The sequence below is a fragment of the Neisseria sp. HMSC068C04 genome, assembly GCF_001810105.1.
GTDB lineage: Bacteria > Pseudomonadota > Gammaproteobacteria > Burkholderiales > Neisseriaceae > Neisseria > Neisseria flavescens_B.
The window spans coordinates 54,152-78,174 of the sequence record NZ_KV799929.1 but is presented as its reverse complement, the minus strand read 5'-3'; the positions used below and the strand labels follow the sequence as shown (position 1 = coordinate 78,174).

Sequence of the window (24,023 nt, the reverse complement as noted above, 5' to 3'; positions counted from 1 at the left end):
CTGTCAACAAACTGAAAAACGTTTACATATTCTTTTTTATATTATCTTTTTGATTATCATGTAATTTTATTATTATGATGTAAAGAATTTATTGATTTAAACTCTTCCGTTTTACATATTTGAACAAAAAGGCCGTCTGAAAACAGAGTCTTGTTTTCAGACGGCCTTGATTTTATTTCAATGCATTATTCGGGACGCATTTGCGGGAACAGAATCACGTCGCGGATGGTTTGCGAATCGGTCAGCAACATTACCAAGCGGTCGATACCGATGCCGCAGCCGCCTGTCGGCGGCAGGCCGAATTCCATAGCGCGGATGTAGTCGGCATCGTAGTGCATGGCTTCGTCGTCGCCGGCGTCTTTTTGTGCCACTTGCGCTTTGAAGCGTTCGGCCTGGTCTTCCGGATCGTTCAACTCAGAGTAGCCGTTTGCCAGTTCGCGGCCGACAACGAAAAGCTCGAAGCGTTCGGTCAAGCCCGGTTTGCTGTCAGATGCGCGTGCCAATGGCGACACTTCGACAGGGTAGTCGATGATGAAAGTCGGGTTCCACAGTTTGCCCTCGGCGCAACCTTCAAACAAGGCAAGCTGCAGGCTGCCGATGCCCGGAGAAGGAGGCAGGCTTTCGCCGTGTTTGACGATTTCTTTTTTCAGCCATTCTTCATCGTTCAACTGCTCATCGGTGTAGTGCGGATTGTATTTTTTGATGGCACCGAGAATGGTCAGGCGTTCAAACGGGCTTTCCAAATCGACTTCTTTGCCGTTGTAGCTGATTTTTGCCGTACCGTTTACCGCGCGGGAAGCGTTGCGGATGATGTCTTCCGCCATTTGCATCATGCGTTCGTAGTCGGAGAAGGCTTCGTAGAATTCGATCATGGTGAATTCAGGGTTGTGGCGTACGGACATGCCCTCGTTGCGGAAGCTGCGGTTGATTTCAAACACGCGTTCCAAACCGCCGACAACCAAGCGTTTCAGATACAGCTCGGGAGCAATGCGCAGGTAGAGCGGGATATCCAAAGCGTTGTGGTGGGTAACGAACGGTTTCGCTGTCGCACCGCCCGGAATCGGGTGCATCATTGGGGTTTCAACTTCCAAATAATGCTCGTTGACCATGAAATTGCGCACGGATTGGATGATTTGGCTGCGTTTGATAAACGTATTGCGCGATTCTTCGTTGGCAATCAAATCGACGTAGCGTTGACGGTATTTGGTTTCCTGATCGCTCAAGCCTTTGTGTTTGTCCGGCAGAGGGCGCAGGGATTTGGACAGCAGGCGGATGTTGGACACGCGCACGGTCAATTCGCCGTGGTTGGTTTTGAACAAAGTACCTTCCGCGCCGACGATGTCGCCCAAGTCCCAGTGGTTAAAGTCGTCCAAAACTTCTTGGCTCACGCCTTTGTTGTTCAGATAAAGCTGGATTTGACCGGTAACGTCTTGAATGGTGGCGAAGCTGGCTTTGCCCATTTGACGTTTGAGCATCATGCGGCCGGCCACTTTGACGGGAATGCCTTGCGGGTCGAGTTCTTCTTTGCTGATTTCACCGTATTGGGTATGCAGGTCGGCGGCAAAGCTGTCGCGTTTGAAATCGTTAGGGTAGGCGTTGCGTTCTTTGCGGATGTTGTGCAGTTTCTCGCGGCGCAGGGCGATGATTTGGTTTTCGTCCAACTGCGGCTCGATTTGCGGATTGTTTTGTTCGCTCATGGTGTTTTCCGGAAAAATGAGTCAGGCTGCCGGAGTTTTCAGACGGCCTGAATAAAGTGAAAAATTGGCTCTATTTTACGCGATGTCGGTGTTTTTTTCTATAAAGGCAGAAAGGCCGTCTGAAACCTGAACTGCCTCCCCAAGCTGTATTTTTGTGATCGGCTTGTCGGCGATGAAGGGATTTTTGCGGTGGTCGATCATGATTTTAGACTGAAAGGTTTGAATGCGCCGATGCCGCTTTCCTGACAGGCGGTTATCCAACGTCGCAGATGTGTGCGTGAGATACAGTATTGGTCTTAGTATTTGAAGTGTAAGTATATTGGGTCATAAAAAACTGCACCTTGTTAGTTGGAGGGCAACTTTGGGGGTGCAGTTCATTCTGTCTAATATCTTGCTCTTCAATTATCAAAACCTCTGGATTGAGATACGGAAATTGCCTCAATACGTCCCGTTTGACGGTAACGCCGAGTTTGATTCGGCGCTTCACCTTTACCCGGATAAATCCCTGCTCCCTGCTCTACTCTAAATCCGAAATGTTTCGGTTGACGGGCAAATGTTGCGTATTCACGCGCTTCGATTTCTGATAGTTGGATTCCTTTGACTTTGCCCAGCTTGGCTTCTGCATCTTTAATCTTCATGCCCGGGTGTACACCTGAAGCCGTGTGACAGGTAGGAGAATCGGTCTCCAAAAAATTAATTTTTTTATGCAGTTTTATAGGGGTATCAGGATCGTTGTCCCCATTTTGAAAAGCCAAAACCATAACGTCTTTAGATAGCGTAATGGCAACAAATGCCACACCTTCGGCATCGCTTTCTCTTTCCATTTTTGCCTTCGGGAATTTCTGTTTTACCTGCTTTAAGTTCTGCCCTAATTTAATTCCTCCGATACCATCTTTTTGAATCAAACATTCGGCAGCAGCCGGCATGGCAAAACCCACGATCAATGCGCTCATTATCCCGATTTTGTGCAACATGGTTACTTTCCTATTTAATAAAAATTAGTTATAAAAAACTGCACCTTGTTAGTTGGAGTAGCAACTTTTGGGGTGCAGTTTAACCTGAAAAATCAACTTCAGACGGCCTTTTGTTTCATGAAGGGCCGTATCGGCGGTTAGATATCGGTTTCCAAATAAACGACTTGGGTTTGCAGATATTCTTCCAAACCGTGTTTACCGTCGGCGCCGCCGATACCTGATTTTTTCCAACCGGCATGGAAGCCCTGCATGGCTTCGAAGTTTTCGCGGTTGATGTAGGTTTCGCCGAAACGCAGGCGGCGGGTTACATAAAACGCTTCATTCAGATTGGTGGTATAGACGGAGCTGGTCAAGCCGAATTCGCTGTCGTTTGCCAAAGCGATGACTTGATCGAGTGTGTCGAAAGTGGCAACCGGCAGGACGGGGCCGAAGGTTTCTTCCTTCATGATGTCCATGCTGTTGTCGGTATCAGTCAGCAGGGTAGGTTCGAAGAAGTAGCCTTTGCCGTCGGCACGTTTGCCGCCGCAGACCAAGGTTGCGCCTTGTCTAACTGCGCGTTCGACTTTTTCGGCAACGGATTTTACGGCACGCTCTTCAATCAATGGGCCCATTTCCAGTGCACCGGGTTCAGCTTCGGCCGGGTTGCCGTAGCGTACGCCTTTCATGGCGGTGGTCATTTTTTCAATAAATGCGTCTTTCAGGCTGCTGTGGACATACACGCGTTCGGCGCAGTTACAGATTTGGCCGGTATTGCCCACGCGTGAAGCCAAGATGGATTTGACGGCCAGATCCAAGTCGGCATCTTTCAGGACGATGGCAGGGGCTTTGCCGCCCAGTTCCAGTGAGACTTTGGTGATGTTGGTGGCGGCAGCTTCCATCACTTGGCGGCCGGCATCGACAGAACCGGTCAGGCTGACCATATCGACTTGCGGATGTGATGCCAAGGCATTGCCGATTTCTGCGCCCGGGCCGTTGACGACGTTGAATACGCCGGCCGGTAAGCCTGAGGCATGGACGATTTCAGCAAAGATGTGGCAGTTAATCGGGGTAACGCTGCTTGGTTTGACGACGATGGTATTGCCGGTTACCAAAGCCGGGCCCATTTTGCGGGCGATCAGGAAGAATGGGAAGTTCCACGGCAAAATACCGGCAATCACGCCTAAAGGACGTTTGAACAATAAAATGTTTTCGCGCGGACGGTCGCTTTGGATGATTTCGCCTTCATAACGGCGCGCCCATTCGGCTTGATAATCGAGATAATCGGCAGTGAACATGACTTCTATGCGTGCCAAATCTTTGGTTTTGCCGCCTTCGGCAACAATGGTGTCAGTCAGCTCGTCGGCGCGTTCACGGATGCCTTGGGCAATTTTGCGCAGGTATGCGCCGCGCTCAACGGCAGGCAAACGCTCCCATGTAGTTTGCACATCTCTGGCCGCGGCAACGGCACGATCAACATCGGCTTTTCCGCCTTTAGGCTCACGCGCGATGACTTCTTCGGTTGCCGGATTCAAAACATCACGCCATGTGCCGTTAAAGTCGGTTTCAAAGCGGCCATTGATATACATAGACAGTTGTTTCATCAAACCTTCTCCTGTTGTTGTAGTTGGATGTAGTTTTAGTCTATGCCTAAATTGTCTGGCATACAAGAGGATTTAGCGTGGGTTGATGGTAGGTATTTGGAAGTTTTTAGAAAAATATGATGTGTGGGGAGTTGGGTTTGATTGATTTAAGAGGTTTGTGATGCTTTGAGTTACATCTATAACAGCATTGTGACAAAGCTCGAATATTCTTGATGTTGATAATAAAGTAGGTATCGAGTGAAGAAAGGCTTGATGGAGAATATAAAAAAACCTGCTTTTTTCAAAGCAGGTTTTCATATTTGGTGGGTCGTGAGCGATTCGAACGCTCGACCAACGGATTAAAAGTCCGCTGCTCTACCGACTGAGCTAACGACCCGATAAGCTGTGTATTATAGGTAGCTTGTTTCTTTTCGTCAACTGTTTTTTTGAAATTTTTTTTCAAAAAACGTAAACCGGCTGTTATTTGGCGTTAATTCTCCCTTTTGTGAGCATTTATTATGTTATGATTTTTTAGTCTGTCAGTTTTGACAGATATTTTTTAGACCAAAGGATATACAACATGAAAAAATTATTGATTGCTGCAATGATGGTAGCCGGCTTGGCGGCGTGTACACAAGAAGCGAAAAAAGAAACCCAAGAGGCGGCTTCTGCTGTTGCTTCCGATGTAAACACTGCTGCTGAAAATGCAGCTTCTGAAGCCAAAGGTGCGGCTGAGCAAGCTGTTTCTGATGTTAAAGACGCTGCTGCAGATGCTAAAGCAACTGCAGATAAAGCAGTTTCTGATGCTAAAGATGCTGCCGGTAAAGCGGTTGAAGAAGCTAAAGATGCGGTTTCTGATGCTAAAGATGCTGCCAAAGACGCAGCTAAAGATGCTATGGGTAAAGCAGCCGATGCGACTCAAGAAGCTGCCGACAAATTGAAAGACGCTGCTAAATAAGCTGGTGTTTGATATTTGAAAAGGCCGTCTGAAATGTTCAGACGGCCTTTTTATGTTGGCAGATTATTTTTTCTCTTGCTGACGCGTATACACCAAAGAAGTCAGGATGGACGCGCCCAGTGCGCCGAAGACGACGGACAGGGAAATGGAAATCGGGATATGCACCCAGTGCATAATCAGCATCTTGATACCGATAAAGCTCAATACGAAAGCCAAGCCGTATTTGAGGAAAATAAAGCGTTCGGCAAAGTCTGCCAGTAAGAAGTACATGGCACGCAGTCCCAAGATGGCAAAAATGTTGGAAGTGAGGACTATGAAAGGGTCGGTGGTTACGGCAAAAATAGCGGGGATGCTGTCCACGGCGAAGATGACGTCGCTCAATTCGATCATAATCAATACCAGCAAAAGTAGTGTAGCGATGCGTTTGCCGTTTTCGATGGTAAAGAATTTTTCACCGTCAAACTGTTGGCTGGTCGGGATGACTTTTTTGAGCAGGGTCAGGATCTTGTTTTGGGAAAAGTCTTCTTCAGTTTCGGCTTCGGGTTTCATCATATGAATGCCGGTGTATAAGAGGAATGCGCCGAAGAGGTACAAAATCCATTCAAATTGTTGTACCAAGGCTGCGCCGATGAAGATCATAATGGCGCGCAGGACGATGGCACCGAATACGCCATAGAGCAAGACGCGGTGTTGGAATTTGGGTTCGACTTTGAAGTAGCCAAAAATCATCAGGAAAACGAAGATGTTATCGACGGCAAGGGATTTTTCGAGTACATAGCCGGTGAAAAATTCGAGGACTTTTTCTTTGGCGACAACGGCCCCGTAAGTCGGGTTGCCCGCCAGTTCAAAATAGAGCCAGCCTGCAAATGCGCAGGATACGGCTACCCAAATGCCGCTCCAGGCGAGGGCTTCTTTGATACTGACTTTGTGGGCGCCGTTTTTTTTCAGCGATACCATATCGATGGCGATCATGATTAAGACGGCAATAAAGAAGATGCCGTAAAACATCGGCGAGCCGACGGACGGGTATTGGGTCATAAAAAATCCTTGTGTGTGGGGTATGGGTAAGGTTTACCAAGACAGGTAGAACATCGCCTTGGCAAAAAAGACGATAAACAGCATATGGCTGAAGACAACGGCGTGTATGTATTTCGACCAGCCGACGGTGAGGGTGTGTCGGGCCATTTTGACAACGGCGATGGCAAAATGTACCAACACGCTTACTGCCAACAGGATTTTGATGCTCAACATAATGCTGAAGGCGCTGTCGAGAGGATGGTGCAGCATTGGCAGATAACGGTTGTACACCATGACGATGCCGCTGATGAAAAGGGTGATGACGACAATCGGCATCACGCGGACGGCACGATGGGACATGGCACGTTCGACTTCGCGGCGCGATTCGCGCGAAACGCGGCCGGTGTGCAAAACGGAGAGAACCAGCATTTCGAAAAATACGCCGCCGACAAAGGCAATCGCGCAATAAACATGGATGATGTGTGCCAGTGCGTAGGTACTCATGACGGGTGTTTCCGGTAGTTCAGACAAGTCGTCATTGTATCACTACCGAATGCGATTGATGTATGCGCAATTTTATGCCAAAGATATTAAATTTTATAAATATTCTATTGGAATTACCGTTTATTTTTGAAGTTAACCGTTCATCAAAAGCATTATCTTAGTTTAATCTGTCTTTACTTATCAGAAAATATATTAATGAAAGGTTGTGCCATACTGCTTCATATACAGCTTAAACCCTGATGGAGAATCAAACCATGAAGAAAACTTTTGCAAAAACTGTGACCTTGATCATGCTGGCTGCCTCTTTGGGTGCATGTGCCAATATGACTCAAACCCAACGCAACACTGCTGCTGGTGCGGTATTGGGTGGAGTGGCAGGTAACTTGATTGGTGGCGATACCGGCTCTACCTTGGGTGGTGCGGCTTTGGGTGGCGTTATCGGCAGTCAGGTTCATACCCGCTACTAATCCTTTATTCGGTTAAAAATAAAAAGGCCGTCTGAATATTCAGACGGCCTTTTGTTTTGTGGTTTATTCGTTGACGAAGGTTACACCGGTCAGTTGCGATTGCAAAATGGCAGTACGCAAAGCAGTCAGTGCTTTCGGACGGACAAAGTTGCGGCGATAGGCCAAAACGACACGGCGCTGCGGCGCATTGCCTTCAAACGGGATAATGCTGAAAAGCATATGGTCGTTTTCGGTCAATGCAGTAGCCGGCATGACGCTGATGGCCAAACCGCTGGCAACCATGTGGCGGATGGTGTTGATGGAGCTGCCTTGCAGGGTATTGGTCAAACCTTGGATTTTTTGTTTGGAGGCCAATTCGGAACAGCTTGCCAACACTTGGTCGCGCATACAGTTGCCTTCGGACAGCAGCAACACTTGTTCTTCGCTCAAAAGCTGAGGTGTAACGGCATCAAGTTCTTCAAAGTGATGGCCTTTGGGAACAATGACGAAGAAAGGTTCGTCATACAGAGGCTCGGTCACGATACCCGGCTCTTGGAATGGTTCGGCAACGACGATTGCATCGACATCGCCACGTTTGAGCGACTCGGTCAGGATGTGGGTATAGTTCTCTTCCAGCATCAGCGGCATTTTCGGCGCGGTTTCACGCAGCGCGGTAATGAGCTTGGGCAGAAGGTAGGGGGCAACGGTGAAAATCAGGCCGAGTTTGAATGCGCCTTCCAATTCGTTTTGCTCTTCATTGGCAAGGTGCTTGATGAGTTCCGCTTCTTCCAGAACCCGGCGGGCTTGGGCGACAATGCGCTCGCCCGCTTCGGTCGTGATGATGTCGTTGCTGCTACGGTCGAACAGGGATACCGACAGCTCTTCCTCCAGCTTTTTGATGGCAATGGAGAGGGTGGGCTGGCTGACAAAGCAGCGTCGTGCGGCACGTCCGAAGTGACGTTCTTGTGCGACGGCTACGATGTAACGCAATTCGGTCAAGGTCATGTGTTAAGCCTTTTTTTGTTCCGGCAGGGTGATGTTCAGCTCAAGAACGTCCAAGCCGTCTTGTTTCTCTTGGGAGATGCGGATGTCGTCCAATGATACGTTGACGTATTTGGACAGGACTTCCAACAACTCTTTACGCAGGGTTGGCAGATAGTCCGGAGCTTGGCCTTCTTGTGCGCGTTCTTGCGCGATGATGATTTGCAGGCGGTCGCGCGCGACTGTGGCGGTTTTCGGCTTTCTGCCGAACAGCATATCGAGCAGTGACATGTATTAACCTCCGAACAGTCGTTTTAAGAAGCTTTTCTTCTCAGCTTCGAGGAAACGCATTTCGCGGTTTTCGCCCAAGAGGCGGGCGATAACGTCTTTGTAGGCTTCTGCTGCTGCGGCATTGTCTTGGTGGATGACAGGTTCGCCGGCGTTGGAAGCTTGTAGAACGTTTTGTGATTCAGGAATCACACCGATCAACGGAATACGCAAGATGTCGCAGATGTCTTGTACAGACAGCATTTCGCCTTTGGCTACGCGCTCAGGGGAGTAGCGGGTAATCAGCAGGTGCTCTTTAACAGTACCGCCTTGTTCGGCTTTGCGGGATTTGCTTTGCAAAATGCCCAGGATGCGGTCGGAGTCGCGGACGCTGGATACTTCCGGATTGGTGGTAATGATGGCTTCGTCGGCAAAGTAGAGTGCCATCAGTGCACCTTGTTCGATACCGGCAGGGGAGTCGCAGATGATGAATTCGAAGCCCATTTTTTCGCTGGCCAGCTCTTTCATCACGTTGTCCACGCCTTCGCGGGTCAGCGCGTCTTTATCGCGGGTTTGCGACGCAGGCAGGATGTAGAGGTTTTCGCAGTTTTTGTCTTTAATCAGGGCTTGATTGAGAGTCGCTTCGCCGTGGATGACGTTGATGAGGTCGTATACGACGCGGCGTTCGCAACCCATAATCAGGTCAAGGTTGCGCAAACCGACGTCGAAGTCAATCACGGCGGTTTTGTGGCCGCGCAGGGCCAGGCCGGTTGCGATGCTGGCGCTGGTAGTGGTCTTGCCTACGCCGCCTTTACCTGAAGTTACTACGATGATTTTGGACACGATATTTCCTTTTTAAGTACTGATGTTTATTCGGCGTCGATTGCGCTGATAACCAGTCGGTTGTCTTGCAATGATACTTGTACGGGTTTTTTGTGCAGATGCTCGGGCAGGTCTTGCTCGAAGTTGCGGTAGATACCGGCAACGGAGACTAATTCGGCCTGCATGGAATGAATAAAGATGCGCGCGTTGGTATTGCCTTTTGCACCGGCCAACGCTCTGCCGCGCATGGGGGCGTAAATATGGATGTTGCCGTCGGCGATAAGTTCCGCACCTTGGCTGACGATGCCGGTGACGATGAGGTCGCCGTTTTCAGCGTAAACCTGCTGGCCGGTACGCACGGGCGTGCTGACCAATACGGTCGGATTGTTGATGACGGTGGCTTGTACGTCTTGCGGCTGCGGTGCTTGGCGGGGGGCAGGCGCTGCCTGTGTGTCGGCTGCCTGGGTGGAGTTGCCTTGTTTGAATACCAAGTGGTAACGCGCCGCCGCTGCCGCCCATGTGTCGCTGGTGTGGTGCAGCCCTAAAATTTGCATGCCGTAACGGGCAAACAGGGAAATCATGCCGCCCAAATCGATGGATTCGGGATGGTCGAAATCTTGTACGTCTAAAATAAAGGGAACGAATTCGTCTTGGGATTGGCCTGCCAGTTGGCGCAGGAATTCTTCCAATTCGGTTAAATCTGCGGTGTGCAGATGGATGGATAAGACGTCCAAACGTGACGTTTTTATGTCGAATGCGGGTTTCATTGTCATGAAATAATAAAATTTTTTAATGACGTAAGTTTACCGTGTAAATCTTGGCTATTCAATCTGTTTGGCCGTCTGAAACCAAAATATTTTGTTTGAACGTTTTTCAGCTGTATTTAGTGTGGTTTTTTGGTGTGAACCCAGGTTTCAGACGGCCTTGGGAAAGGGGTAGCCGTGTGTGTCGATGTCATCGGCGGCGGCCCACGGCGTGTGGATAAGGGTGGACGGCAGGTGCGCCAATTCGGGGACGTAACTGCGGATGTAGCTGCCGTCGGGATCGATTTGATGTGAACGGTGGGCATAGCGGACGGTGGCCGTGTCTTGTGCGGCGAGGTGCCAGTTGGCCTGGTTGAGCGCGGGGTCGGTGCCGGTTTGGACGGAGGCTGTCCACGCAATGCCTTGGTTGGGGTCGAAGTTGAGTGCATGACAGAAATAGTGGGCGCACAGCTGCTGGAGAACGGGGTGTAAGTGACCGGTGGCTTCGAGGCCGCGGATGGCGGCGTCGATGATGGGCACGCCGGTTTGGCCGTGTTGCCAGTATTCGCGTATCGGAGCGGCATCGGTTGTTTCGGGCAGGCGGCGGTGGTAGGCGAGCTGGTAGCAGTAGTCGCGGAAAATGAGCTTGTCCAACCATTCGAAATGTCGGTTTGCCAAGCCTTCGGCAGCCAGCAGGTGCGGGGAAATGCAGCCTGCGGATAGGTAGGCATTGAGGAGGCTGGTGTTTTTTCGTGCCGGAAAATTTTGGGTAATCGGGTAGTGAACCAAATTCTGTTTGAACGCGTGCCATTGCGTTAAGGCTGCGGTTTCGCCGCCCTGTTGATAGGCAGGCAATACCGCGCCGGTATGGGCTGGAAACAGTTGAACGTTTTGTCCGGTTTGAAGAGGCAATTCGGTTTCAGACGGCCTTTGTCCTGAATAAGCCTGCAACCATGCTTGTTTATAGGCGGCAAAATCGGTGTAGGGCAGGCCGTTGGCATCCATGAGGGGGAATTTGGCCAAAATGCCGCGGTCGTTGGCGTGTTGCAGAGTAATGCCTGCCCGGTCGAAATTGTGCCAGAGGTGGTTGTCTTGGCGGATTTCGGCTTCGGTGTAGGCTTCGTCTGTGATGACGGTATGGGCATTGAGCGCAGCAGCCAAGGGGAGGAGGTCTTCGTCGGAAGCGACGACATATAAAGGAATATGGTGCGCCGCCAGACGGGTATGCAGCTCTTGCGCGGCTTGATAGTGGAACAGGCTTTGACGCGGATTGTGGTTTTCAGACGGCCTTTGGCTGACCCAGACGCAGGCGATGGGCAAACCGCTTGCAACGGCGGCATTAAGCGCGGCATTGTCGTGCAGGCGGAGGTTGCGGCGGAACCAGACAAGGACGTGAGCAGATTTCATGAGCATGTTCCGACGAAAAAGGGGAGACCATTTTATCAGAATCAGCCTCATGTATCAGGCCGTCTGAAAAATCTTTTGGTTTGATTTTGCTATATAATTTTGGTTTTAGCAATGAGGTAGCAACCATGACCGAACAAACCGTTTTGGCACTCATTACCTGCCAAACTTATCCCGAACCATCGGACAACCTGAAAACATTGGCGGCATGCTTGGAAACCATGGGCGTGAAAACCGTATTTGATGCGTGGCAAAACCATCCGTCCGCGCCGTTTTTGCTGCCTTTGTGCGCATGGGATTATGCCGCCGAACCCGAAGCCTTCCGCCAATGGCTGGAGCAAGCCGAGCGGGCGGGGCAGCGTTTTATCAATCCGCCCGAGCTGATGGCTTGGAATATGGAAAAGACTTATTTATGTGATTTGGCAGAACGCGGCGCGCAAGTGATTCCCAGCGTGTTCGTTCCGCCGCAAAAAGCCGAATTGACCGACATTTTGAACCAACAAGGATGGACGGAAGCGGTCATCAAACCGGCATTCGGGCAGAGCGGCAAAGGCGTGGTTAAAGTTTATGCAGAAACATTGGACGTGAACATGGCGGATTATCCGCAAGGCGTGATTGTTCAACCTTATATCCGCGAAATCGAAACAGCAGGCGAAACCTCGCTGGTGTTTTTCAACGGCGCATTCAGCCATGCCGTACGCCGTCAGCCGCCACAAGGCGAATGGCGCGCCAACTCGGCCTATGGCGTGTCAGTGTTCGGTATCGAGCCGCCCGAGTTTGCCGTCCGTGCCGCGCAAGACGTACTGGCCGCTTTGCCGCAAATGCCGGTTTACGCTCGAGTGGACGGTACATTGGTCGGCGACACTTTCCTGCTCAATGAATTGGAACTTATCGAACCCGCACTGTATTTGCACACCAGCGAAGGCGCAACGGAACGCTTTGCCCGACTGTTGGCTCAGTTGCTTGGGCAACATTCATCAACCTGACTTTATCAATATAATTAACAAGCCTCAGGCCGTCTGAAAACCATCTTTCAGACGGCCTGAGGCTTTTTTAAAACAAGAGTTGCGTGTTTGTATTTTTCAATAATGTGCCATTTGTCGATTGTGTCATTTTAATTGTTGCAGTCTTAATTGATGGTTGATTAACTTTCATTTGGCATTTTATCTCGGCCGTAGCCTTTGTTTTTAGCGGATTGTAAACAATCCGGCCGGTCTAAATAGATATCTTTTTAGGGTAAAACCTCAAAAATCTTTTTAAAAAGAAAGATATTGTCTTATTGAATATTCTGTGCTGAAATTACAGGACACTACAAAAAGTAGTGCATAAAAAAATAAAACAGACAAAGGAGAAAGCCATGCAATTGTTTTTAGACAATCTCAAAGCCTTTTTCGAAACCATCAGCGGCTGGGTCTGGGGACCTATTATGTTGATGCTGCTGGTCGGTACGGGCATTTTGCTGACCGTTTTGCTGAAAGGCTTGCAGTTCACCATGTTGGGTTATGCGCTGAAACAGGCGTTTGTGCCGTCAAAGAAGCATGAAAACGGCGAAGACCACGAAGGCGATATTTCCCATTTTGCGGCGTTGATGACCGCGCTTTCCGCCACCATCGGTACGGGCAACATCGCCGGTGTGGCGACTGCGGTGGTAACCGGCGGCCCGGGCGCGGTATTTTGGATGTGGATGACCGCCATTTTCGGTATGGCCACCAAATACGGCGAAGGCGTATTGGCGGTGAAATACCGCGTGACCAATTCCAAAGGCGAAATGTCCGGCGGCCCGATGTATTACATTGAAAAAGGTTTGGGCCAAAACTGGAAATGGATGGCCGTCGCGTTTGCGCTGTTCGGCACATTCGCTTCATTCGGTATCGGTAGCTCGGTGCAGTCCAACTCGGTTGCGCAGGCAGTGCAAACCAGCTTCGGCGTCGAACCTGCCTACACCGGCTTGATATTGACCGTATTAACGGCCATTGTACTTTTGGGCGGCATTAAGGGCATCGCCAAAGCCGCGTCTTTTATCGTGCCAGCCATGGCAGTGTTTTATGTAGTAGGCGGTATTGCCATTATCGTGATTAATTCCGATGTGCTGATGCCTGCCGTCAAACTGATTTTCTCCGATGCGTTTAGCGCGCAAGCTGTGGCAGGCGGCGCCATCGGTACGGTCATCCGCTACGGTGTGGCGCGCGGCGTATTCTCCAACGAGGCGGGTATGGGTTCTGCGCCGATTGCCGCCGCAGCCGCGAAAACCGACCACCCCGTCCGTCAGGCTTTGGTTTCCATGACCGGTACGTTTTTGGACACCATCGTTGTCTGCTCGATTACCGGCATCGTGTTGGTCATGGGTCTGCTCGGCGCAGGCGGCGAGTTTGTGAAACCTGAATTGAGCGGCGCGGCGCTGACAACCGTCACTTTCCAAAAAATGCTGCCCGGCATCGGCGGCTGGATTGTGACCATCGGCCTGATTTTCTTTGCCTACTCAACCATTCTCGGCTGGTGTTATTACGGCGAGAAATGCGCGGTTTACGTCTTCGGCGAGAAGTTTGCCGGTTTGTACCGCGTCGGTTATGTTTCTTCGGTTATGCTGGGAACCGTGTTGAGCCTTGATTTGGTGTGGCTGGCTTCGGACACATTCAACGGCTTGATGGCATTGCCTAATCTGATTGCGCTTTTGTTGATGGCGAAAGTCATCGTCAATGAAACGCGCGACTTCAAACAAAAAATCAAAAACGGCGAATTGCCGCATTAATGTCCAAGGCCGTCTGAACCTAAACATTCAGACGGCCCGATGTATATTAAGTTTGTTTTGAAAAAAGTCAGAGGAGGAGAAAAATGAAAGTGCTTGTTTTAGGTGCTGGTGTGGCCGGCGTATCTTCCGCGTGGTATCTGGCAGAGGCAGGACATGAAGTAACGGTCATCGACCGCGCCGAGGGCGTGGCGATGGAAACCAGTTTTGCCAACGCAGGCCAGCTTTCTTACGGCTATACCACGCCTTGGGCTGCACCCGGTATCCCGACCAAAGCGCTGAAATGGCTGTTTAAAAGCCATCCGCCTTTACTGTTTTGCCCTGACGGCAGCCTGTATCAAATCGAATGGCTGTGGCAAATGCTGCAAAACTGCACGGCAGCGCGCTATCAAATCAATAAAGAGCGCATGGTTAGGATTTCCGAATACAGCCGTGAAATGTTCCGCCGTTTTGAAGCGCAAACCGGCATGAATTTTGAAGGGCGTAAAAAAGGGACGTTGCAGATTTTCCGCCAAGCCAAAGAAGTCGAAGCGGCAGAACAAGACATTGCCGTTTTGGAACGCTACGGCGTGCCGTACCGCCGTCTGAAACCCGAAGAATGTGCAGAGTTTGAGCCTGCGCTGGCACGCGTTACCGCCAAAATTGCCGGCGGCCTGCACCTGCCTGCGGACGCGACCGGCGACTGCCATCTTTTCACTGAAAACCTATACAAATTGTGTCAGGAAAAGGGCGTACAGTTCCATTTCAACCAAACCATCCGCCGCATCGAACACAATGGGCAGCGCATCAGCGCAGTCGAAACCGAAAAAGAACGCTTTGAAGCAGATGCCGTTGTCTGCGCGCTCGGCTGCTTCAGCAGGACGGTTTTGGCGCAGTTGGATCTCAATCTGCCGATTTATCCCGTTAAAGGCTATTCCTTGACCCTGCCGGTCACAAATTCCGATGGCGCGCCGGTGTCCACCGTTTTGGATGAAAGCTACAAAGTCGCCATCACGCGCTTTGACAACAGAATCCGCGTCGGCGGCATGGCGGAATTGTCGGGCTACGAAATCAAACTGCCCGAAAAACGCCGCGAAACCTTGGCTTTGGTCGTCAACGATTTGTTCCCAGAAGGCGGCGATTTGAACCAAGCATTGTTCTGGAGCGGACTCAGACCGATGACGCCCGACAGCACGCCGTTAATCGGGCGCACCCGCTTTGAAAACTTATTCCTAAATACCGGCCACGGCACTTTGGGCTGGACCATGTCGCTGGGTTCGGCAAAATTAACTGCCGATATCGTGAGCGGCAAAGACACCGAAATCCGCAGCGATGATTTGAGCCTGTCGCGCTATCAGGCTTAAGCTGGAAAGCGATAAGGTTTAGCGACATTTCAAATTTAAAGGCCGTCTGAAAACTATTTTTCAGACGGCCTTTTGTTTCAAAATCCTGGTATCCAATCAATAAAATAAATAATAACTATTATCATATGCATTAAAAAGTGTTAGTCTGAACCTGTCCCAGCTTTGAGCGCAGGTTTTCTCATGCCCGATTTTTCGATGTCCAATTTGGCCGTTGCCTTTTCCATCACGTTGGCTGCCGGTTTGTTTACCGTATTAGGCAGCGGTTTAGTGATGTTTTCCAAAACGCCCAATCCGCGCGTGTTGTCGTTTGGTTTGGCATTTGCCGGCGGTGCGATGGTGTATGTTTCCCTGACGGAGATTTTCAGCAAATCCAGCGAGGCGTTCGCTGAAATTTATGATAAAGACCACGCGTTTGCGGCGGCGACCATGGCATTTTTGGCCGGGATGGGCGGCATCGCGCTGATTGACCGCCTGGTGCCGAACCCGCATGAAACTTTAGATGCGCAAGACCCGTCGTTTCAAGAAAGCAAACGCCGCCATATCGCGCGAGTCGGCATGATGGCGGCGTTTGCGATTACGGCGCACAATTTTCCCGAAGGCTTGGCGACGTTTTTTGCCACCTTGGAAAATCCGGCGGTCGGGATGCCTTTGGCCTTGGCGATTGCCATCCATAATATTCCGGAGGGCATTTCCATTGCCGCACCGGTTTATTTTGCCACCCGAAGCCGTAAGAAAACGGTATGGGCGTGTCTGCTATCAGGCTTGGCCGAGCCTTTGGGGGCGGCTTTGGGCTATTTGGTTTTGCAGCCGTTTTTATCGCCTGCCGTGTTTGGTTCGGTATTCGGCGTGATAGCCGGCGTGATGGTGTTTTTGGCGTTGGACGAGCTGCTGCCGGCCGCCAAACGCTATTCAGACGGCCATGAAACCGTTTACGGCCTGACGACGGGTATGGCGGTGATTGCCGTCAGTTTGGTATTATTCCGTTTTTAAAACCCGTATGCCAAAGGCCGTCTGAAATGATTCAGACGGCCTTTTTGCGTTATAATCCGCACATCAAAAATAACCTTAATTTCACAAAGTTCCATCATGTTAGACAAATACAATCCAGCCGAAATCGAATCCAAACATTATCAAAACTGGGAAAAGCAGGGCTATTTCCAACCCGATATGGATTTGACGAAACCGTCTTTCTCCATCCAACTGCCGCCGCCCAACGTAACCGGCACGCTGCACATGGGCCATGCCTTCAACCAAACCATCATGGACGGCCTGACCCGCTACTACCGTATGAAAGGCTGCAACACCGCCTGGATTCCGGGCACAGACCACGCGGGCATCGCCACGCAAATCGTGGTCGAGCGCCAGCTTTCCGCGCAAAACGTATCCCGTCATGACTTGGGCCGCGAAAAATTCTTGGAAAAAGTGTGGGAATGGAAAGAAGTTTCCGGCGGTACGATTACCCAACAAATGCGCCGCGTGGGCTGCTCTGCCGACTGGACGCGCGAGTATTTCACGATGGACGACGTGCGCGCCGAAACCGTGACCGAAGTGTTCGTGCGCCTGTTTGAGCAAGGCTTGATTTACCGCGGCAAACGCTTGGTGAACTGGGATCCGGTATTGGGTACCGCAGTGTCTGATTTGGAAGTGGAAAGCGTGGAAGAACAAGGCTCTATGTGGCACATCCGCTATCCGCTGGCGGACAATCCTGCCGAAGCCGTGATCGTGGCGACTACCCGTCCCGAAACGCTGCTGGGCGACGTGGCCGTAGCCGTCAATCCTGAAGACGAACGTTACACCCACTTAATCGGCAAAGAATTAATCCTGCCGCTGACCGGCCGCACCATCCCCGTGATTGCTGACGAATACGTTGAAAAAGACTTCGGCACCGGCTGCGTGAAAATCACGCCTGCGCACGACTTCAACGACTACGAAGTCGGCAAGCGCCACGACACGCGCCTGATTAATGTGTTCGACTTGGAAGCCAAAGTGCTGGCAAACGCCGAAGTGTTCAACTTCAAAGGCGAAGCGCAACAAGGTTTTGCCCTGCCTGAAAAATATGCAGGCTTGGACCGCTTTGCCGCGCGCAAACAAATGGTTGCCGATTTGCAGGAACAAGGTTTCTTGGTCGAAATCAAACCGCACACGCTGATGACGCCGAAAGGTGACCGTACCGGCTCAGTGATTGAGCCGATGCTGACCAGCCAATGGTTTGTCGCTATGTCCGCCACGCCAAAAGGCGGCGAGCCTGACAGCGAATTCAAAGGTTTGAGCCTTGCCGACAAAGCCAAAAAAGCCGTCGACAGCGGCGCGGTACGCTTTATCCCTGAAAACTGGGTCAACACCTACAACCAATGGATGAACAACATCCAAGACTGGTGTATTTCACGCCAACTGTGGTGGGGTCATCAAATCCCTGCGTGGTATGACAACGAAGGCAATGTGTACGTTGCCCGCAATCAGGAAGAAGCCGAAAAACAAGCCGGCAAAACCGGTTTGACCCGCGAAGAAGACGTATTGGACACATGGTTCTCCTCCGCGCTCGTGCCGTTTTCCACGCTCGGCTGGCCGTCTGAAACCGACGAACTCAAAGCCTTCCTGCCGTCCAACGTCTTGGTCACCGGCTACGAAATCATCTTCTTCTGGGTGGCGCGCATGATTATGATGACCACCCACTTCACCGGCAAAGTACCGTTTAAAGACGTGTACATCCACGGCATCGTGCGCGACCACGAAGGCAAAAAAATGTCCAAATCCGAAGGCAACGTCATCGACCCTGTGGATTTGATCGACGGCATCGACTTGGAAAAACTGCTGGTGAAACGTACCACCGGCCTGCGCAAACCCGAAACCGCGCCGAAAGTGGAAGAAGCAACCAAAAAACTCTTCCCTGAAGGCATTCCGAGCATGGGCGCGGACGCATTGCGCTTCACCATGGCGAGCTACGCCAGCCTCGGCCGCAGCGTCAACTTCGACTTCAAACGCGCCGAAGGCTACCGCAACTTCTGCAATAAATTGTGGAACGCCACCAATTTCGTGTTGATGAACACCGAAGACAAAGACTGCGGTCAAGACGAAATGCAGCCGTTGGCGTTTACCTTTGCCGACCAATGGATTATCGGCAAACTGCAACAAGCCGAAGCCGCTGTTGCCGAAGCCTTTGAAACCTACCGCTTCGACCTTGCCGCACAAACGCTGTACGAATTCGTGTGGAACGAATATTGCGACTGGTACATCGAGCTGGCAAAAGTGCAAATCCAAACCGGCTGCCCGACAACCCAGCGCACCACACGCCGCACCCTCGTGCGCGTACTCGAAACCATCCTGCGCCTGCTGCACCCAATCATGCCTTTCATTACCGAAGAGCTGTGGCAGGTCGTTGCGCCTCTGGCGAATGCCAAAACCGCCGACAGCATCATGTTGGCCGCCTATCCGCAAGCCGATAAAGAAAAAATCGTTCAGACGGCCTTCGATAAAATGGCCGCATTGAAAGACTTGGTGGAAGAAGTGCGCAAACTGCGCGGCGAAATGGGTATCGCGCCAAACGTCAAAGCACCGCTCTTCGTCGAAGGCAGCGCAGAACTCGAAGGCCTGCTCAAATACCTGCCGTCGCTGACCCGACTGACCGAAGCCAAACTGGTGGACAGCCTGCCCGAAGCGGAAGACGCACCTGTCGCCGTCTGCAACGGCGCGCGCCTGATGTTGAAAGTCGAAATCGACAAATCCGCCGAAACCGCCCGTTTGAGCAAAGAAGCTGAGAAGCTGCAAAAAGCCTTGGACAAACTCAATGCCAAACTCTCCAAACCCGGCTACACCGAAAAAGCCCCGGCGCATTTGGTGGAAAAAGACAAAGCCGATTTGGCGGAATTGGAAGACAAAATGGCGAAAGTTCAAACTCAGTTGGCGAAGTTGAAAAACTGATTTTGATTGAATAGACAAGGCCGTCTGAAAACCTGAAACCACGGTTTTCAGACGGCCTCATCAAAAGGAAATCAGATTATGGACTACATCGTGCCTATATTGCTCATCGTCGCCATCGTCGTACTTCATATTCATACCTGCTTTACCGAAGCCGTCCACCTCAACAAATGGCGGCCATGGCTGATTATTCTACTGTTGATTCTGACCGGCACTTGGTTTATCTACTTCGTCAGCCGTACCGCGCTGATAAAGCTGGGTGTCCAGCTGGTGCTGATTGCCGTCCTCGTGCTTTACATCTCTTGAACGTCCGCCTGCGACAGAATACCCGCAAAGGCCGTCTGAAAATGCAGCTTCAATGTCGTTGCAACTTTTCAGACGGCCTCTTTTAAGAAAGGAAATAGATGAAACTCTTTATTTGGCCGGTACTTTTATCCGCAACAACCGCCCTGGCTTCTCCGATTGTCGGTACATGGCATTGCGTTGGCTCTGATGAAAACATTCACAGTGATACAAAAGTTGAATATCTTCAGGACGGCAGTTTCCGTGGCGACGCTAAGCTCAAAGTGGACGATGACGGCAATGTTTTGGCATATCATGTTGTCGGTGGGGGTAAATGGCGTTTTGCGAACAATGCCTTAACTCAAAGCCAAATCAAGTACAGCGAAGTTTCACGACTCCACAGCCCTGAAACATTGGCATGGTTGGAAGAATCAGAAGACGGCCAATTCTTGGAAAGCATGATATACACCGGATTGGTCGCGCAGATGGACAAGCCCGGTGAAGACGAGGTTTATCAAATGGATAAAACAGGCAAATTGGTGTCTGAGGATGGAACTTCCCGTGAGGTATGCACGAAAGTGAAGTAAAAAGTAATCATAGGTCAGATAGGTTTGTCTGATTGATGGCTGAGATAACAAAGGCCGTCTGAAACTTAAATTTCAGACGGCCTTTTTCTTTTTTTAATCAATCAAATTCAATCAAACCAAACGATCTGACTTTCATCCACGCTGATGCGGATTTCCTGTCCGGTTTGCGGTTTGTCCGTATCGTGGTCGGCGTGGGGATACCAAATCAAATCGCCGTATTGCGGATGGGCGAGGGTAAGGCGTGTGCCTTCGGCGAGGGGGACGGCTTCGCTGATGCGGACGGCTGTACCGTTCGGGTCGAATCGGATGGCGTGTTGGGGGATGTAGCGTGTGTCGCCGGTGTTGGCCAAACCGAGCAGCAGTGCGGCTTGGGCATTGACGGGGCGGCGGATAAGGGTTTCCGGCGTGCCGTGTTGGAGGATGCGGCCTTCGTGCATGATGGCGATGGTGTCGGCCATGGTGCAGGCTTCCTCGGCGGAGTGGGTCACGAGGATGGCGGGGATGTTTTGACTGCGGATGCGTTCGGCGGTCAGGGTGCGCAGGTGGTGGCGCAGGTGGGTGTCGAGGCTGGAGAAGGCTTCGTCCAAGAGCAACAGCGACGGGCGCGTGATGAGGGCGCGTGCAAGGGCGAGGCGTTGCTGTTCGCCGCCGGAGAGGCTTTCGGGTTTGCGTTGCGCTTCGTGTTCCAAACCGATGTCGCGCAAGGCCTGCATGGATTGTTCTTCGATTTCGGCTTTGGGCAGACGGCGCATTTTGAGGCCGAAGCCGACGTTATCGAGGGCGGTTAAATGCGGCAAAAGGGCGTAGTCTTGAAACATCAGCGAGATATTGCGTTTTTCAGACGGCATGTCGGTGATGTTGTCGCCGTTGAGCCAGACTTCGCCGCTGTCTGGACGCACCAGGCCGACGATGGTTTTGAGCAGGGTGGATTTGCCGCAGCCGGAGCGGCCGAGTACGGCGAGGATTTCGCCTGCTTCGACGTTTAGGTTGATGTCTTGGGCAACGGTTTTGCTGCCGAAGCGTTTGTTGATGTTTTTGAGTTGCAACATGGTTTCAGACGGCCTTTAAAAATGGGGTCGGCAACGGATGCTGTCGAGCCATGCGGACAGCGGATGTTTGGGGTCGATCAGGCCGTATCGACGGCAGGCTTCGATCGTGACCAGCTGGGCATCGTGCATCATGTGTCCACCCAACATGGCATCAAGCAGGGTGGGGAAGTCCATCAGTTCAAAACCGGCGACTTCGCCGTCTTGGTTGGTGGGCTGGAAGCCTTCGGGCAGGACGATGTCGAAGATATACAGGATTTCGTTGTGGACACCGCGATTAACGGGGCGCAAACTATATATTTGGGCAGTCGGTCGGATATGGGGTGTTAACGAAGCGGGAATGCCGGCTTCTTCTTCGCCTTCACGGCAGACGGCTTCAGACGGCCTCTCGCCGCTGCTGATGCCGCCGCCGGTCAGGTTGTCGAGTTTGTTCGGATCGACGGCTTTGTGCGGACTGCGGCGGCCTATCCAAAAGCGCAAACCGTCTTTTGTTTCGACCAATCCGTTCAAATGCACTGCCTGACTCATCAGACCGAACGGACGGAAGGCGGCGCGTTCGAGTGCGCATAAAGGCTTGCCCGACTGGTCGCAGATGTCAAACTTTTCACCGCGCCAACCTTTGAGCCAACCGCACTCGCGCCATTGTTGCGCCAGCGTTTGCAAACTGTCGCCCATTTCCGGCCAGCTGTCTGTTTTCAAATTCAGGCCGTCTGAAAGGGTCGACTGCCTGCCTGTCCAATCTTGCCCGAGGCGTTCGCGCCATAACGGGTTCAGACGGCCTAAAGGCAGGCCGTTGAGATACAGAATGCACCAATCGTCGGATGCGCCATAGCTTGTCTGCGCCCAATCCCACAATGCGTCGTGGACATCGGGGGTGAATACCTGTTCAAAACGGAAAGACTGAGACATGGCACATCCTCCAAAAGAACTAAAGATACGTCGATTTTAGCCGTTTACGGCGAATTTGCAAAACGACCATACCCCTTGAAAACCGCTATAATAGAGTAAACCATCCGAAACGAGCACATCATCATGAGTGAATTGACCGATATCCTTTCCTACAACCAACATTTCGTTGAATCGGGAGAGTACGAAAAATATTTCACCAACAAATACCCCGGCCGCGAGCTGGCCATTCTTTCCTGCATGGACGCACGCATTATCGAATTGTTGCCCAATGCCTTGGGCTTGAAAAACGGCGATGCCAAGCTCATCAAAAACGCCGGCGCGCTGGTGACCCACCCTTGGGGTTCGGTAATGCGCAGTTTGTTGGTGGCCGTATTTGAACTCAAAGTCAAAGAAATCATGGTCATTGCCCACCACGACTGCGGTATGCGCGGATTACACGCCGAAGAGTTCCTCCAACGCGTACACGACAGCAATATCCCCGACGACCGTATCGAAACCCTGCGCAATGCCGGTATCGATTTGGACGGCTGGCTGACCGGTTTTGACAACGTTGAAGACAGCGTGCGCCATACCGTTGAGCTGATTCGCAAACATCCGCTGATGCCCGACAACATCGCCATCCACGGCTTGGTCATCCACCCGACCACAGGCAAGCTCAACCTGATTGTTGACGGCAGCCTGCCTGCTTCAGACGGCCAAAACATCTAACTCAGATACCACCACGAAATGAAAAACATCGGATTATTCGGCGGCACGTTTGACCCCATCCACAACGGCCACCTCCACATCGCCCGCGCCTTTGCCGACGAAATCGGTTTGGACCTTGTCGTCTTCCTGCCGGCAGGCGACCCGTACCACAAAGACAGCACGCGCACGCCGGCACAAGAGCGCCTTAATATGGTCGAACTCGCCATCGCCGACGAGCCGAAATTCGCCGCCAGCGACTGCGACATCGTCCGTGACGGCGCGACCTATACGTTTGACACCGTCCAAATCTTCCGCCAGCAGTTTCCCGGCGCGCAACTGTGGTGGCTGATGGGCAGCGACAGCCTGATGCAACTGCACACATGGAAAAAATGGCAAACCCTCGTGCGCCAGACCCATATCGCCATCGCCATGCGACAGGGCGACAACCTCAACAAAACCCCGCGCGAATTGCACGCATGGCTCGGCGAAGCCCTGCAAAACGGCAGCGTCCGCATCCTCAACGCGCCGCTGCACAACACCAGCTCCACCCAAATCCGTGCCAATCTCGCCAAAACCCACCATTCAGACGGCCTGCCACAACCCGTTGCACAATACATCCGCCAACACAAACTCTATGAAAAATAGCGTTTATTCAGGCAGATAAGCTATAATGCCGTCTGAAAACATTTCAACTAGGAAAATAATGAACGAACAAGAATTGCAAGACCTGCAAAAAATGGTCGAAGTGGCCGTAAACGCCCTCGAAGACATTAAAGCTAAAGACATCTCTGTTTTGGAAACCCAAGACAAAACCTCCCTGTTCGCCCGCATGATTATTGCCAGCGGCGACAGCACACGCCAAGTCAAAGCACTGGCGAACAACGTTGCCGTCGATTTGAAAGAAGCCGGTTTCGAAATCCTCAGCACCGAAGGCGACAGCGGCGAATGGACGCTTGTTGACGCAGGCGACCTCGTTGTCCACGTCATGCTCCCTGCCGTGCGCGACTTCTACGATATCGACACCTTGTGGGGCGGAGAAAAACCGAGTTTCCACGCCGGTATGCAAAAACCTTGGCACGCCGCCGACTAAAACGGTTTATCCATACAAAGGCCGTCTGAAACTTGAAAGCAAGCAA

At 51.6% G+C, this 24,023-nt stretch carries 25 protein-coding genes and 1 tRNA gene; 12 read left to right on the top strand and 14 right to left on the bottom strand.

Going from position 1 to position 24,023, the window contains the following annotated elements; all coding sequences use genetic code 11:
* Positions 1 to 185: 185 nt before the first annotated feature.
* The 5 genes from lysS to HMPREF2700_RS04535 all read right to left on the bottom strand — a co-directional run bounded on the left by lysS (position 186) and on the right by HMPREF2700_RS04535 (position 4,627).
* On the bottom strand, positions 186 to 1,697 hold the full coding sequence (gene lysS, locus HMPREF2700_RS04550; RefSeq protein ID WP_049323415.1) for a lysine--tRNA ligase: 1,512 nt from the start codon (positions 1,695 to 1,697) through the stop codon (positions 186 to 188).
* Positions 1,698 to 1,772: 75 nt separating this feature from the next.
* Entirely contained in the window at positions 1,773 to 1,898 is a 126-nt protein-coding gene (locus HMPREF2700_RS11990; protein WP_283129670.1) for a hypothetical protein, read from the bottom strand.
* A 197-nt stretch (positions 1,899 to 2,095) separates the two neighbouring features.
* Positions 2,096 to 2,671, bottom strand: coding sequence for a hypothetical protein (locus HMPREF2700_RS04545; RefSeq protein WP_070590555.1), 576 nt, complete (start codon positions 2,669 to 2,671; stop codon positions 2,096 to 2,098).
* Between the two features lie 137 nt (positions 2,672 to 2,808).
* On the bottom strand, positions 2,809 to 4,251 hold the full coding sequence (gene aldA, locus HMPREF2700_RS04540) for an aldehyde dehydrogenase (RefSeq protein ID WP_070590553.1): 1,443 nt from the start codon (positions 4,249 to 4,251) through the stop codon (positions 2,809 to 2,811).
* 300 nt (positions 4,252 to 4,551) lie between these two features.
* Positions 4,552 to 4,627, bottom strand: a tRNA-Lys gene (locus HMPREF2700_RS04535).
* Positions 4,628 to 4,810: 183 nt separating this feature from the next.
* Between HMPREF2700_RS04535 and HMPREF2700_RS04530 the strand changes: the two genes are divergently transcribed.
* Entirely contained in the window at positions 4,811 to 5,188 is a 378-nt protein-coding gene (locus tag HMPREF2700_RS04530) for an Ag473 family lipoprotein (RefSeq protein ID WP_070590549.1), read from the top strand.
* Positions 5,189 to 5,251: 63 nt separating this feature from the next.
* Here the strand turns inward: HMPREF2700_RS04530 and HMPREF2700_RS04525 are convergent, their stop codons facing one another.
* Entirely contained in the window at positions 5,252 to 6,226 is a 975-nt protein-coding gene (locus tag HMPREF2700_RS04525) for a TerC family protein (protein ID WP_070590547.1), read from the bottom strand.
* Positions 6,227 to 6,259: 33 nt separating this feature from the next.
* Positions 6,260 to 6,709: a CopD family copper resistance protein gene (locus tag HMPREF2700_RS04520; protein WP_070590545.1), complete on the bottom strand. Its 450-nt coding sequence runs from the start codon at positions 6,707 to 6,709 to the stop codon at positions 6,260 to 6,262.
* Between the two features lie 254 nt (positions 6,710 to 6,963).
* Here HMPREF2700_RS04520 and HMPREF2700_RS04515 point away from each other — a divergent pair, with 254 nt between their 5' ends.
* A complete protein-coding gene (locus tag HMPREF2700_RS04515) occupies positions 6,964 to 7,176 on the top strand; it encodes a glycine zipper 2TM domain-containing protein (protein WP_003684747.1) in 213 nt (70 codons plus the stop codon).
* Positions 7,177 to 7,239: 63 nt separating this feature from the next.
* Here the strand turns inward: HMPREF2700_RS04515 and HMPREF2700_RS04510 are convergent, their stop codons facing one another.
* The 5 genes from HMPREF2700_RS04510 to HMPREF2700_RS04490 all read right to left on the bottom strand — a co-directional run bounded on the left by HMPREF2700_RS04510 (position 7,240) and on the right by HMPREF2700_RS04490 (position 11,375).
* Positions 7,240 to 8,160 (bottom strand): hydrogen peroxide-inducible genes activator, encoded by a 921-nt coding sequence (locus HMPREF2700_RS04510; RefSeq protein ID WP_063076225.1) that lies wholly within the window; start codon positions 8,158 to 8,160, stop codon positions 7,240 to 7,242.
* 3 nt (positions 8,161 to 8,163) lie between these two features.
* Positions 8,164 to 8,427 carry a cell division topological specificity factor MinE gene (minE, locus tag HMPREF2700_RS04505; RefSeq protein ID WP_003680625.1) on the bottom strand — a complete coding sequence of 88 codons (264 nt, stop codon included), beginning with the start codon at positions 8,425 to 8,427 and terminating at the stop codon, positions 8,164 to 8,166.
* A 3-nt stretch (positions 8,428 to 8,430) separates the two neighbouring features.
* Complete coding sequence (minD, locus tag HMPREF2700_RS04500) at positions 8,431 to 9,246, bottom strand: septum site-determining protein MinD (protein ID WP_070590544.1); 816 nt, start codon at positions 9,244 to 9,246, stop codon at positions 8,431 to 8,433.
* Between the two features lie 26 nt (positions 9,247 to 9,272).
* Positions 9,273 to 9,992 carry a septum site-determining protein MinC gene (minC, locus tag HMPREF2700_RS04495; RefSeq protein WP_063076223.1) on the bottom strand — a complete coding sequence of 240 codons (720 nt, stop codon included), beginning with the start codon at positions 9,990 to 9,992 and terminating at the stop codon, positions 9,273 to 9,275.
* A 147-nt stretch (positions 9,993 to 10,139) separates the two neighbouring features.
* Positions 10,140 to 11,375, bottom strand: a complete 1,236-nt coding sequence (locus HMPREF2700_RS04490; protein WP_070590542.1) for an FAD-binding domain-containing protein — start codon at positions 11,373 to 11,375, stop codon at positions 10,140 to 10,142.
* A 125-nt stretch (positions 11,376 to 11,500) separates the two neighbouring features.
* On the opposite strand from HMPREF2700_RS04490, the gene HMPREF2700_RS04485 reads away from it, so the two are divergent.
* The 7 genes from HMPREF2700_RS04485 to HMPREF2700_RS04455 all read left to right on the top strand — a co-directional run bounded on the left by HMPREF2700_RS04485 (position 11,501) and on the right by HMPREF2700_RS04455 (position 20,245).
* Entirely contained in the window at positions 11,501 to 12,358 is an 858-nt protein-coding gene (locus HMPREF2700_RS04485) for an ATP-grasp domain-containing protein (protein WP_070590540.1), read from the top strand.
* A 371-nt stretch (positions 12,359 to 12,729) separates the two neighbouring features.
* Complete coding sequence (locus HMPREF2700_RS04480) at positions 12,730 to 14,121, top strand: alanine/glycine:cation symporter family protein (RefSeq protein ID WP_070590537.1); 1,392 nt, start codon at positions 12,730 to 12,732, stop codon at positions 14,119 to 14,121.
* Between the two features lie 83 nt (positions 14,122 to 14,204).
* Complete coding sequence (locus HMPREF2700_RS04475; RefSeq protein WP_070590534.1) at positions 14,205 to 15,461, top strand: D-amino acid dehydrogenase; 1,257 nt, start codon at positions 14,205 to 14,207, stop codon at positions 15,459 to 15,461.
* Between the two features lie 180 nt (positions 15,462 to 15,641).
* Entirely contained in the window at positions 15,642 to 16,451 is an 810-nt protein-coding gene (zupT, locus tag HMPREF2700_RS04470) for a zinc transporter ZupT (RefSeq protein ID WP_002220178.1), read from the top strand.
* Between the two features lie 96 nt (positions 16,452 to 16,547).
* Positions 16,548 to 19,379: a valine--tRNA ligase gene (locus HMPREF2700_RS04465; protein ID WP_070590533.1), complete on the top strand. Its 2,832-nt coding sequence runs from the start codon at positions 16,548 to 16,550 to the stop codon at positions 19,377 to 19,379.
* A gap of 78 nt (positions 19,380 to 19,457) precedes the next feature.
* Positions 19,458 to 19,682 (top strand): enterochelin ABC transporter, encoded by a 225-nt coding sequence (locus HMPREF2700_RS04460; protein ID WP_283129669.1) that lies wholly within the window; start codon positions 19,458 to 19,460, stop codon positions 19,680 to 19,682.
* Between the two features lie 98 nt (positions 19,683 to 19,780).
* On the top strand, positions 19,781 to 20,245 hold the full coding sequence (locus HMPREF2700_RS04455) for a hypothetical protein (protein WP_070590527.1): 465 nt from the start codon (positions 19,781 to 19,783) through the stop codon (positions 20,243 to 20,245).
* Positions 20,246 to 20,352: 107 nt separating this feature from the next.
* Here the strand turns inward: HMPREF2700_RS04455 and HMPREF2700_RS04450 are convergent, their stop codons facing one another.
* Positions 20,353 to 21,294, bottom strand: coding sequence for an ABC transporter ATP-binding protein (locus tag HMPREF2700_RS04450; protein WP_039864479.1), 942 nt, complete (start codon positions 21,292 to 21,294; stop codon positions 20,353 to 20,355).
* A gap of 15 nt (positions 21,295 to 21,309) precedes the next feature.
* Positions 21,310 to 22,200, bottom strand: coding sequence for an NUDIX hydrolase (locus tag HMPREF2700_RS04445; protein WP_070590524.1), 891 nt, complete (start codon positions 22,198 to 22,200; stop codon positions 21,310 to 21,312).
* Positions 22,201 to 22,323: 123 nt separating this feature from the next.
* On the opposite strand from HMPREF2700_RS04445, the gene HMPREF2700_RS04440 reads away from it, so the two are divergent.
* Genes HMPREF2700_RS04440 through rsfS form a run of 3 tightly spaced genes read left to right on the top strand, consistent with a single transcriptional unit; the run spans position 22,324 to position 23,977 of the window.
* Complete coding sequence (locus tag HMPREF2700_RS04440) at positions 22,324 to 22,908, top strand: beta-class carbonic anhydrase (RefSeq protein ID WP_004520226.1); 585 nt, start codon at positions 22,324 to 22,326, stop codon at positions 22,906 to 22,908.
* Positions 22,909 to 22,926: 18 nt separating this feature from the next.
* Complete coding sequence (gene nadD / locus HMPREF2700_RS04435) at positions 22,927 to 23,532, top strand: nicotinate-nucleotide adenylyltransferase (protein ID WP_003749340.1); 606 nt, start codon at positions 22,927 to 22,929, stop codon at positions 23,530 to 23,532.
* A 58-nt stretch (positions 23,533 to 23,590) separates the two neighbouring features.
* Entirely contained in the window at positions 23,591 to 23,977 is a 387-nt protein-coding gene (gene rsfS, locus HMPREF2700_RS04430) for a ribosome silencing factor (RefSeq protein WP_002246503.1), read from the top strand.
* Positions 23,978 to 24,023 lie beyond the last annotated feature (46 nt).